Here is a 10,434-nt window from a genome sequence, read left to right on the forward strand (position 1 = left end):
GCGCCGTCCCCGGTTGCCGCGCGGCGAGACGAAGCGGGAGTGGCCGGATGGGCGATGGCGGGCGTGGCATCCTGATGACCCTGGCGGCGCTGGCCGCGCCCCTGGCCGTGGCGCCGGCCCAGGCGCAGGCGCCCGCCGGCCCGCCCGCCACGCGGCCGCAACTGACCATCGGCATCAACCAGTATCCCGGCACCTTCCACCCCAACATCGAGAACATGGCGGCCAAGGCCTACATCCTGGGCTTCGTCCGCCGCCCCGTCACCGCCTACGATGCCGACTGGGCGCTCACCTGCCTCGCCTGCGAGCGGCTGCCGAGCCTCGAGAATGGCGATGCGGTGCGGGAGACAACGCCCGACGGAAAGCCCGGCCTGCGCCTGACCTACCGCCTGCGCGAAGGAGAGGCATGGGCCGACGGCACGCCCGTCAGCGCCGAGGATCTCCGCTTCGCCTGGGAGGCGGGGCGCGCCTTCGAGACCGGCTTCGGCCCGGCCGAGTTCTACCGCTCCGCCTATGAATTGATCGTCGAGGATGCGCGCACCGTCACGCTGCGGCTGGACAAGGTGACCTACGACTTCGCCGCGCTCGGCGACTTCCAGCCGCTGCCGGCGCGCATCGAACGGCCGCGCTGGGAGGCGGACCGCCAGGGCTACCGCAACCGCACCGCCTACGACACCGAGACCACCAACCCCGCGCTGTGGAACGGCCCCTACCGCATCGGCGCCGTGCAGCCCGGCGCCGGCGTCACGCTGGAACGCAACGCGCACTGGCCGGGCGCGCGCCCGGCCTTCGACCGCATCGCCATCCGCACGGTGGAGAACACGGCGGCGCTGGAGGCACAGCTCCTCGCCGGGCAGCTCGACATGATCGCGGGGGAGCTGGGCCTGCCACTGGAGCAGGCGCTGGCCTTGCAGAAGCGCACGGGCGAGCGCTTCCGCTTCGCCTTCACCCCCGGTCTGACCTACGAGCATATCGACCTCAACCTGGACAACCCGGTCCTCGCCGACCGGCGCGTGCGCCAGGCCCTGCTGCTGGCCGCCGACCGCAAGCAGATCGTCGAGCGGCTCTATGAGGGGCGGCAGCCCGTGGCCGATGGCGGCGTCCATCCGCGCGACCGGATGTATGATCCCGGCCTGCCGAAATACCCCTTCGACCCCGCCCGCGCCGCCGCCCTGCTGGAGGAGGCCGGCTGGCGCCCGGGTGCGGACGGCATCCGCCGCAATGCCGGGGGCGAGCGTCTCTCGCTGGAGTTCATGACCACCGCCGGCAACCGGGCGCGGGAGCAGGTGCAGCAGATCCTGGCCGGCATGTGGAAGGCCGTGGGCATCGAGGCGCGCATCCGCAACGAGCCGCCGCGCGTGTTCTTCGGCGAGACGGTGAGCAAGCGGCGCTTCGGGGGGCTGGCGCTGTTCGCCTGGATCAGCAGCCCAGAGAACGTGCCGCGCAGCACCTTCCATTCCGACGAGATCCCGCGCGCGGAGCGCAACTGGTCCGGCCAGAACTACACCGGCTACCGCGACGCCGAGGTGGACCGGTTGATCGAGGAAATCCCCGTCACGCTGGAGCCGGAGGCGCGCCGCCCGCTGTGGTCCGAATTGCAGCGCCGCATCGCCACCGACCTGCCGGCCCTGCCGCTCTGGCACCGCTCGGACGCGCATGTCTGGCCGCGCTGGCTGGAGGGGGTGCGCCCCACCGGCCACCAGAACTATTCCTCCCTCTGGGTGAGCGAATGGCGGGTGCGGTGAGCCTCGCCCCATGCTGAGGCCCACATGCTGAGAATCATCGCGCTGCGCCTGCCGCAGATCGCGCTGACCCTGGTGCTGCTCTCGCTGGCGACGTGGTTCGCCATCGGGCTGATGCCGGGGGACCCGGCCTCGCTCGCCCTGGTCTCGGACCCGCGGCTGACGGCGGAGGATGCCGCCCGGCTGCGCGCCCTGCACGGGCTGGACCAGCCGCTGATCGCCCGGTACCTCGCCTGGGCCGGTGCGCTGCTGCGCGGCGAGCTGGGCTATTCCCGCCTCTACGCCCAGCCGGTGGCCGATGTGCTGTGGCCCGCGCTCCGCTCCACCCTGGTGCTGGTGGGTAGCGCGGTGGGGCTGGCGGCGCTGGCGGGGGTGGCGCTCGGGGGCCTCGCCGCGCTGCGGCCGCGAACAGCGCCCTTCGTCGATGCCGTGGCGCTGCTGGGCCAGGCCATGCCGGGCTTCTGGCTGGGCATATTGCTCATCATCCTGTTCGCCGTCGGGCTGGGCTGGCTGCCAGCGGGCGGCGCGCCGCAGCCGGGCGAGGCGGGATGGCCCTTCCTGGTGTTGCCGGTGGCCACCATCGCCTTCGGGCAGATGGCCGCCTATGCGCGCCACGCCGCCGCCGCCCTCTCGGCCGAGCTGGGGCGACCCTTCATCACCAGCGCCCGGGCGCGCGGGGTGGGGGAGGGGCGCATCCTGTGGCGCCATGCCCTGCCCAACGCCGCCGTGCCGCTGCTGACCCTGCTGGCGCTGGATGCCGGCGCCCTCGTCTCCGGCGCGCTGGTGACGGAGACGGTCTTCGCCCGCCCCGGCATGGGCAAGCTGCTCTACGACGCGGTGATGGGCAACGACTACAACCTCGCCCTGCTGGCCCTGCTGCTGGTGGCGCTGGTGACGATGCTGGCGACGCTGGCCGCCGACCTCGCGCAGCGCTGGCTCGACCCGCGGATCGAGGAACGATGACGCGCCTCCGCCTCGGCCTCCTGCTGCTGGCGCTGCTGGCGCTGGCCGCCCTCTTCGCGCCCCTGCTGGAGGGCTGGATGGGGCGCGATGCCTTCGCGCCCGACCTCTTCGCCCGCTACGCGCCGCCCTCGGCCGAGTACCCGCTCGGGGCGGACGAGCTGGGGCGGGACCTGCTGCTGCGGCTGCTCTACGGGGCGCGGGTGTCGCTCGGCGTCGGGGTGGCGGCGGCACTGGCGGCGGCGGTGCTGGGCACCGCCCTTGGGCTGCTGGCCGCCTGGCGCGGCGGCTGGGTGGATGCGGCGCTGATGCGGCTCGCCGACGGGCTACTGGCCCTGCCGGCCCTGCCCATCCTGGTGCTGCTGGCGGCGGTGGACCCGGCGGCGCTCGGCCTGCCGCGCGGGGCGCTGGCCACCGACATGCTGCGCATCACCGCCATCCTGGTGCTGTTCGGCTGGGTGGGGGTGGCGCGGCTGGCGCGGGCCACGGCGCTCACCCTGCTGGCCAGCGACTATGTGCGCGCCGCCCGCGCGCTGGGCGTGACGGAGGCGGGCGTGCTGTGGCGGCACGTGCTGCCCGGGCTTGCCGCGCCGGTGGCGGTGGCGAGCGCGCTCGCCGTGGCCGGCGCCATCCTGGCCGAGAGCGTGCTGAGCTTCCTCGGCCTCGGCATCCAGCCGCCCGTGCCCTCCTGGGGCAACATGCTGGCCAATGCGCAGGAGGCAGTATTCGCCGCGCCACTCGCCGCCGTGTGGCCAGGGTTGGCCATTCTTCTGGCGGTGGCGGCCTGTGCGCTGGTGGCGGATGGAGTGGCAAGGAAGTAAGGGTTCTTTTTTGGAAAAAAGAACCAAAAAACTTTTGTCAGTTTGGCGGCGCGCCAGCCGAGAGCGCACCGCCAAACTCGAAAAGTCTTTTTGCTTCTTTTTCTTCAGAAAAAGAAGAAGCTGTCACCGCGAAGGGCCGGAGCGCCACCGCCTCCCCCCGCCGCGCCACCAGCACATGGTTGGGCGGTATGGGCTGCCAGCCGGCGCCGCGCTCATCCACCGGCTCCGAGACCACCATCACGCCGCCGCAGCCCTCGCGCCAGTAGAGGGTGGGCGGGTGCGCGTCGGAGGACCAGCGGAAGCAGGTGAGGGTTTCGCCATCGCTGTGCGCGGCGGCGAAGCGCAGCGGCGCGCGGATGCCGGCCTCCCGCATCATCCCCAGCACGCGGCCGAGGGTGCGGGAGAGGGCCGGCGCCGGCGCCTCCGCCAGCCCGTCCGCCAGGGCGGCGAGGAACAGCGCCTCCGTGTCGCCCGTGCCCTGGCGGTGGGCGTAGAGCGAATCCGGGATCAGCGCCTCGATGCGCCGCTTGATGCGGAGGTAGTCCCCCACCTGCCCGTTGTGCATGAAGAGCTGCCGCCCGTGGCTGAAGGGGTGGCAGTTGGCGCGCGTGGTGGAGGTGCCGGTGGAGGCGCGCACATGCGCGAAGAACAGGCGCGAGCGCACCTGGGCGCAGAGCGAGCGAAGGTTCTCGTCCGACCAGGCGGGGCGGATCTCGCGGTAGAGGCCCGGCTCCTCCCGCTCGCCATACCAGCCAAGGCCGAAGCCGTCGCCATTGGTGGCGGTCTTGCCCTCGTCGGCGTGCATCGACTGGTGGATCAGCGAATGGCGCGGGGCGCAGACGAGATCCGAGAGGAAGATGGGTTCGCCCAGATAGGCGAGGAAGCGGCACATCGGCGGCGGGGTCCGGTCAGGAAAGTGTCATCATTCCTTCCGGAACCCCTCTGCCGCAACGGTGGCGTGGCCATGGCCGGGGCGCGGGCGCAGGATTCGGCGCCACCGTCGCCGCCCGGACACGCCGGGGGCGGGCGGTCCCCGCCGCCCGGCTCCCCGCGTCCTCAGGCGAGCTTGGCTTCCTCGACGCTGCCGACGCCGCCATGCGCCTTGGACCAGCCGGTGGGGTCCTCCAGGAACTTGCGGACCTCCTTCAGCGCGCCCTCGGCAAAGTAGGGGCGCTCGCGGCACACCTCCAGCACGTCCCACCAGGTGGCGAGGTGCAGCAGGTTGAGGTTGATCTCCTTCAGCCGCTCCTGGCCGCCCGGGAACACGCCGTAGAAGAACACCACGAAGGTGTCGTTGCAGATGGCGCCGGCGTCACGCAGCGCCTGGGCGAAGCGGATCTTGCTGGCGCCGTCCGTCGTCAGGTCCTCGACCAGCAGGGTGCGCTTGCCCTCGGGCACGTCGCCCTCGATCTGGGCGTTGCGGCCGAAGCCCTTGGGCTTCTTCCGCACATAGGACATCGGCGCCATCATCCGGTCGGCGATCCAGGCGGCGTAGGGGATGCCGGCCGTCTCGCCGCCCGTCACCGCCTCGATCGTCTCGTAGCCGATGTGGCGGCCGATCTTCTCCACCGCCAGGTCGCAGATGCGGTTGCGCGCGCGGGGGAAGGAGATGATCTTGCGGCAGTCGATGTAGACGGGGCTCTTCCAGCCGCTGGTGAAGGTGTAGGGCTCCTCGGGCCGGAAGTTGACGGCCTTGATCTCCAGCAGGATGCGGGCGGTGGTGAGCGCGGCGTCGCGGTCCCAGTCGGAGGCGTGGGTCGAGGGCATGGCAGGGGCTTCTCCTTTTACGGCGGTTCGTAACGCCGGGCGCCCAGTGCGTCCATGACAGAGTGGCGTCCATGACAGAGTGGCGTCCATGACAGAGTGGCGTTCATGACGGATGCGCGCCCGGTGTGGGTGCTGGCCGATCCGCGCGCCGGCACGGCGGCGCAGGCGCTGGGCATCGCCGAGCGGCTGGACGCGCCCTTCCGCGTGATTCCGCTGGAATGGGGCCCGCTGGCGCGGCTGCCCTGGCCAGTGCCCACGCTGGCGGGGCTGACCGGCGCGGCGCGGGCGGGCATCCGGCCGCCCCAGGGCACGCCGCACTGGCCGCGGCTGGTGCTCTCGGCCGGGCGGCGCTCGGCGCCGGTGGCGCGCTGGCTGGCGCGGCGCGGCGCGCGCACCGTGCATGCCATGCGGCCGGGCTTCGGTGCGGCGGGGTTCGACCTGCTGGTGATCGGCCGGCACGACGCGCCGGCGGAGGCGCCCAACATCCTGCCCATCCTCGGCGCCTGCCACCGGATGAGCCCGCGCCGGCTGGCGGAGGCGCGGGCGGAGTGGGCCGCCCTGGCGGCGCTGCCGGCGCCGCGCGTGGCGCTGCTGCTGGGCGGCGCGGTGCGGGGGGAGGGGCTGGAGCCGGCGCTGGCGGCCGGGCTGGCGCGGCAGGCGGCGGGCCTCGGCGGCAGCGTGCTGGCCACCACCAGCCGGCGCAGCGGCACGGCGGCGACCCTGGCGGTGGCGGCGGCCCTGGCCGGCACGCCGCACCGCCTGCATGGCTGGGGCAGCACCGGCCCCAACCCCTATGCCGGCTTCCTCGCCTGGGCCGACATCATCGTGGCGACGGGCGACTCGGTCTCCATGCTGAGCGAGGCGCTGGCCACCGCCGCGCCCCTCCTCATCGCCGAGACCACGGAGGCGCCGCGCCACCGGCGGCTGTGGCGCAGCCTCTACGAGGCCGGCCAGGCCCACCCGTTCACGCCCGAGGCGGCGCCCTTCGCCCGCGCGCCGCTCGACGAGGTGGCGCGCGTCGCGGCGACGATCCGGCTGCGCGGCTGGCTCTGAGCCGGGGGAGGGCGTCTTGCCGGGCCGCGGCGGTGGCGGCACTGTGTCGGCAGTCGACACGACACCGGAGAAGAACGCGCCCATGTCCCGATCCTATCGCATCGCCGTCGTCCCTGGGGATGGCATCGGCAAGGAGACCGTGCCCGAGGGGCTGCGCGTGCTGGATGCCGCGGCGCGGCGCTTCGGCTTCGACCTCAAGCTCGACCACTACGACTGGTCCTGCGAGACCTACAAGAACACCGGCCGCATGATGCCGGAGGACGGGCTGGAGCGGCTCGGCGAGAGCGACAGCATCTTCCTCGGCGCGGTCGGCTGGCCGGGGGTGCCGGACCATGTCTCGCTGTGGGGCCTGCTGATCCCGATCCGCCGCGGCTTCGACCAGTATATCAGCCTGCGCCCCTGCAAGCTGATGCCCGGCACCAAGACGCCGCTGGCCAATCGCGGCCCGGCCGATATCGACTTCTACGTGGTGCGCGAGAACACCGAGGGCGAGTACTCCTCCTCCGGCGGCCGCATGTTCGAGGGCACGCCGCGCGAATTCGTCAGCCAGGAGAGCGTGTTCACCCGCCACGGCGTGGACCGGGTGCTGAAATACGCCTTCGAGCTGGCGCAGACGCGGCCGCGCAAGAAGCTGACAAGCGCCACCAAGTCCAACGGCATCACCTTCACCATGCCCTACTGGGACGAGCGCTTCGCCGAGATGGCGAAGTCCTACCCCGGCATCACCACCGACCAGTTCCACATCGACATCCTCTGCGCCCACTTCGTGCAGCACCCGGACTGGTTCGACGTGGTGGTGGGCTCCAACCTGTTCGGCGACATCCTCTCGGATCTCGGCCCGGCGGTGGCGGGCTCCATCGGCATCGCGCCCTCGGCCAACATCAACCCCGAGAAGGCGCATCCCTCGATGTTCGAGCCGGTGCACGGCTCGGCGCCGGACATCGCCGGCAAGTTCATCTGCAACCCGATCGGCCAGATCTGGTCCGGCGCGATGATGCTGGAGCACCTGGGCGAGAAGGAGGCGGCGGACGCCATCCTGCGCTGCATCGAGAAGCTGCTGGCCGAGGGCGGCCCGCGCACGCGCGACCTGGGCGGCCAGGCCGGCACCGAGGATGTGGGCCGCGCCCTGGCCCAGGCCGTCGCGACCGGCGGCTGACGCCACGGGGCGTGGCCGGCCGTCATCGGCCACGCTTGCCGGATCGGCCCCGGTCCCCGACAAAGGGGCGGTGCCGACCCGGCGGACCGGGCCTGGACGGGCATAGGAAACTTGAACGCCTGTTCAGATGAGACTATAACTCCCCAGGGATGAGTTGCGAGCGATTCTCATTTGTCTCGCAACTGCAGGAGTAATGCGGATGGGCATCGATTTCAGCCACATCACCCGGCGTTGCGAGCGGGCGGTGGTGACTGCGTATCGCGAGCTGCGGGAGACGGGGAATGACGACCTGTCGTCCTTCCGTGCCTGCACGGCCCTGTACCGGATTCACCATCCGGAAGCCTCGGTGAACGAGGCGCGGCGGCTGGTCTCCGAATGGATTGACCACCATGTGGTGCGGGGCGAATCCGGCCCCACCGATGGCTGCGACTGCCCCTGAGGCAGCACCCGCGCGGGTGAGAGGAAGCCGCCCGTCGCCGGGCGGCTTTTTTTATGGGCGGGGCGGGCGCTTCAGCGCTGCGCCACGTCCGGGTTGAAGCGCACATCCGGCCGCGCCAGCCCGCCGGAGAGGCCGACCGGCGTGCCATCCGCCCGCCAGCAGGCGGCGCCCTCGATCATGCCGTCCGCGCGGAAGCGCACCGCGCCCATGCCGCCGCCGATATGCTTCACGCGCTGCACCCGGTGGCCGAGGGCGGTGAGCTTCGCCTCCACCTCCGCCGAGACGGTGGGCTCCAGCTCCAGCACGTGGCCCTGGGTCCAGATGCGCGGCGCCTCCACCGCGTCCTGCAACTCCATGCCGTGGTCGATCAGGTTGATCACCGCCTGCATGGCCGAGCCGAAGATGCGCAGGCCCCCCGGCAGGCCGAGCGCGAAGGCCGGCTTGCCGTCCTTCCGCACGATGGTGGGCGCCATCGAGGTGAAGACCCGCTTGCCCGGCGCCACGGAGAGCGCGCGGCCCGGATGCGGGTCGAAATTGTACATGTAGTTGTTGGCGATCAGCCCGGTGCCGGGGATCGAGAAGCGGGCCCCGAACAGGCTGTTGATGGTCTGGGTGGAGGCGACGATGTTGCCGGCCGAATCCGCCACCGTGACATGGGTGGTGTTGGCCGATTCGGCGAGGATCTCGCCGGGCGGGATGCCGGGGGTCCAGTCCTGCGCCGCATCCTCGCGCAGCAGGGCGCGGCGGGTGGCGGCGTAGTCCTTGCTGGTCAGCAGCTCCACCGGCACCTTGACGAAGGCCGGGTCGGCGGTGGCGGCGCCGCGGTCGGCGAAGCCCATCTTCAGCGCCTCGGCCAGCAGGTGGATGGTCGCCGCGCTGCCGGAGCCGAGAGCAGCGAGGTCGTAGCCCTCCAGCAGGTTCAGCATCTGCGTCACATGCACGCCGGCGGAGGAGGGGGGCGGCGGCGCCAGCACCTCGAAGCCCCGGTAGTGGCCGACGATCGGCGCGCGCTCCGCCACGCGGTAGGCCTCCAGGTCGGCGAGGGTGATCAGCCCGCCGCTGGCCGCCATGTGCGCGGCCAGCGCCCGGCCCAGCTCGCCGCCATAGAGGGCGGAGGGGCCTTCCTGCGCGATCAGCCGCAGCGACTCCGCCAGCACCGGCTGGCGCAGCAGAATCCCTGGCGCCGGCGGCGCGCCATCGGGCAGGAAGGTGGCGGCAAGGCCGGGGTCGCGCGCGAGGTCCGCCGCCGCGTCGGCGATGGCGCCGGTGAGGTAGGCGGTGACGCGGAAGCCCTCGGCGGCGGCGCGGATGGCCGGGCGCAGCACCTCCTCCAGCGGCAGGGTGCCGTGCGCGGACAGCGCCTGGCACCAGCCAGCCAGCGCGCCGGGCACGCCCATGGCCAGCACGCCCACCTTGTTCTCCAGCCCTTCCGTCTCCTGGTAGTCCGGCAGGGTGTCGGAGACGGGGCGGTACATGTCCGGCCGCGCGGCGGCGGGGGCGGTGGAGAGACCGTCCAGCACCACATGCCGCCCATCGGCCAGGCGGATATGGGCCACGCCGCCGCCGAGGGTGCCGACCATCATCGGCTCCACCACCGTCAGGGTGAACAGCGCGGCGATGGCGGCGTCGATGGCGTTGCCGCCCGAAAGCAGCATCTCCGCCCCCGCCGCGGAGGCGACGGGGTGGTTGGTCACCACCATCCCCTTGCTCGCCAGCGCCGGCTGCTTCTCGCGCGCGAAGGGGCTGCCGGCGCGCGCGTGCCAATCCATCTTCGGGCTGCCGCTCATGGCGCCACCCCCGCGCAGGCAGCGCCGAAGGCGCGGAACAGGGCGGTGCTCGGCGCGTCCTCCTGGAAGCGCCACTCCGGGTGCCACTGCACGGCGAGCTGGAAGCCGGTGGCGGCTTCGGGGCGCAGCGCCTCCACCGTGCTGTCCGGCGCGAGCGCCTCCACGGCGAGACCGGGGGCGACACGGTCGATGCCCTGCATGTGCACGGAATTCACGCGGATCTCCTTCTGTCCGGTCACGGCGCGCAGCAGCCCCTCGGCGCTGACGGCGTGACGGTGGCGGTAGCGTTCCTCGGGCGTCGTGCCCTGGCCGCGGTGGTCGTCGCGCCCCGGCAGCAGGTGCAGCCGGCCGTGCAGCGTGCCGCCGAAGGCCACGTTCATCTCCTGCAGCCCCCGGCAGATGGCTAGCACCGGCATCCCGCGCGCGATGGCGGCGCGGATCAGGGGCAGGGCGGTGGCATCGCGCGCCGGGTCCTCCAGTTCGCCCTCGGGCGGCGGGGCGCCGCCATAGAGGGCGGGCTGCACATTGCTCGGCGAGCCGGGGATGAGGAGCCCGTCCAGCCGGTCCAGGAAGCCCTCCACGTCGAGGCTGCCGGCCAGCGGCGGGATCAGCACGGGGCGGGCGCCGGCACCCTCGGCGAGGGCCAGCATGTAGCGGGAGGGGGTGGCGTGCTGCCAATGGCCGCCGAGGTCGCGGTGGCAGGCGGGCACGC

At 72.7% G+C, this 10,434-nt stretch carries 10 protein-coding genes; 6 read left to right on the forward strand and 4 right to left on the reverse strand.

The annotated features are described in order from the left end of the window. Positions 1–74 precede the first annotated feature (74 nt). From ACZJYS_RS19115 to ACZJYS_RS19125, 3 genes are read left to right on the forward strand one after another with little or no spacing between them, the layout of a single operon-like run. Complete coding sequence (locus ACZJYS_RS19115) at positions 75–1,742, forward strand: peptide ABC transporter substrate-binding protein (protein ID WP_493179963.1); 1,668 nt, start codon at positions 75–77, stop codon at positions 1,740–1,742. Positions 1,743–1,766: 24 nt separating this feature from the next. Next, complete coding sequence (locus tag ACZJYS_RS19120) at positions 1,767–2,702, forward strand: ABC transporter permease (RefSeq protein ID WP_493179956.1); 936 nt, start codon at positions 1,767–1,769, stop codon at positions 2,700–2,702. Then, the gene (locus ACZJYS_RS19125) at positions 2,699–3,520 is read left to right on the forward strand and encodes an ABC transporter permease (protein WP_493179957.1); all 822 of its coding nucleotides are present in this window, start codon (positions 2,699–2,701) and stop codon (positions 3,518–3,520) included. Before ACZJYS_RS19120 ends, ACZJYS_RS19125 begins: the two co-directional genes overlap by 4 nt. 37 nt (positions 3,521–3,557) lie before the next feature. On the opposite strand, the gene ACZJYS_RS19130 is transcribed toward ACZJYS_RS19125, so the two are convergent. Both ACZJYS_RS19130 and ACZJYS_RS19135 read right to left on the reverse strand, forming a co-directional pair. Continuing rightward, a complete protein-coding gene (locus ACZJYS_RS19130) occupies positions 3,558–4,412 on the reverse strand; it encodes a class II glutamine amidotransferase (protein WP_493179958.1) in 855 nt (284 codons plus the stop codon). A 164-nt stretch (positions 4,413–4,576) separates the two neighbouring features. Then, a complete protein-coding gene (locus ACZJYS_RS19135) occupies positions 4,577–5,287 on the reverse strand; it encodes an orotate phosphoribosyltransferase (protein ID WP_109514917.1) in 711 nt (236 codons plus the stop codon). 105 nt (positions 5,288–5,392) lie between these two features. Between ACZJYS_RS19135 and ACZJYS_RS19140 the strand changes: the two genes are divergently transcribed. The 3 genes from ACZJYS_RS19140 to ACZJYS_RS19150 all read left to right on the forward strand — a co-directional run bounded on the left by ACZJYS_RS19140 (position 5,393) and on the right by ACZJYS_RS19150 (position 7,935). Then, positions 5,393–6,340 carry a mitochondrial fission ELM1 family protein gene (locus ACZJYS_RS19140; protein ID WP_493179959.1) on the forward strand — a complete coding sequence of 316 codons (948 nt, stop codon included), beginning with the start codon at positions 5,393–5,395 and terminating at the stop codon, positions 6,338–6,340. Between the two features lie 82 nt (positions 6,341–6,422). Next, positions 6,423–7,496, forward strand: a complete 1,074-nt coding sequence (locus ACZJYS_RS19145) for a tartrate dehydrogenase (protein WP_493179960.1) — start codon at positions 6,423–6,425, stop codon at positions 7,494–7,496. 199 nt (positions 7,497–7,695) lie between these two features. Continuing rightward, positions 7,696–7,935: a hypothetical protein gene (locus ACZJYS_RS19150; protein ID WP_109514920.1), complete on the forward strand. Its 240-nt coding sequence runs from the start codon at positions 7,696–7,698 to the stop codon at positions 7,933–7,935. Between the two features lie 71 nt (positions 7,936–8,006). Here ACZJYS_RS19150 and ggt read toward each other — a convergent pair whose 3' ends face one another. Then, on the reverse strand, positions 8,007–9,722 hold the full coding sequence (ggt, locus tag ACZJYS_RS19155) for a gamma-glutamyltransferase (protein WP_493179961.1): 1,716 nt from the start codon (positions 9,720–9,722) through the stop codon (positions 8,007–8,009). Then, entirely contained in the window at positions 9,719–10,432 is a 714-nt protein-coding gene (locus ACZJYS_RS19160) for a gamma-glutamyl-gamma-aminobutyrate hydrolase family protein (RefSeq protein WP_493179962.1), read from the reverse strand. The genes ggt and ACZJYS_RS19160 overlap by 4 nt, the downstream gene beginning before the upstream one ends. Positions 10,433–10,434: the final 2 nt, after the last annotated feature.

This window comes from Roseomonas sp. TS2, assembly GCF_058833935.1.

What these genes read in the sequence shown, in the direction of transcription:
- ACZJYS_RS19115 (WP_493179963.1), top strand. Translation starts at nt 75, where the DNA reads ATGACCCTGGCGGCGCTGGCCGCGCCCCTGGCCGTGGCGCCGGCCCAG.
- ACZJYS_RS19120 (WP_493179956.1), top strand. Translation starts at nt 1,767, where the DNA reads ATGCTGAGAATCATCGCGCTGCGCCTGCCGCAGATCGCGCTGACCCTG.
- ACZJYS_RS19125 (WP_493179957.1), top strand. Translation starts at nt 2,699, where the DNA reads ATGACGCGCCTCCGCCTCGGCCTCCTGCTGCTGGCGCTGCTGGCGCTG.
- ACZJYS_RS19130 (WP_493179958.1), bottom strand. Translation starts at nt 4,412, where the DNA reads ATGTGCCGCTTCCTCGCCTATCTGGGCGAACCCATCTTCCTCTCGGAT.
- ACZJYS_RS19135 (WP_109514917.1), bottom strand. Translation starts at nt 5,287, where the DNA reads ATGCCCTCGACCCACGCCTCCGACTGGGACCGCGACGCCGCGCTCACC.
- ACZJYS_RS19140 (WP_493179959.1), top strand. Translation starts at nt 5,393, where the DNA reads ATGACGGATGCGCGCCCGGTGTGGGTGCTGGCCGATCCGCGCGCCGGC.
- ACZJYS_RS19145 (WP_493179960.1), top strand. Translation starts at nt 6,423, where the DNA reads ATGTCCCGATCCTATCGCATCGCCGTCGTCCCTGGGGATGGCATCGGC.
- ACZJYS_RS19150 (WP_109514920.1), top strand. Translation starts at nt 7,696, where the DNA reads ATGGGCATCGATTTCAGCCACATCACCCGGCGTTGCGAGCGGGCGGTG.
- ggt (WP_493179961.1), bottom strand. Translation starts at nt 9,722, where the DNA reads ATGAGCGGCAGCCCGAAGATGGATTGGCACGCGCGCGCCGGCAGCCCC.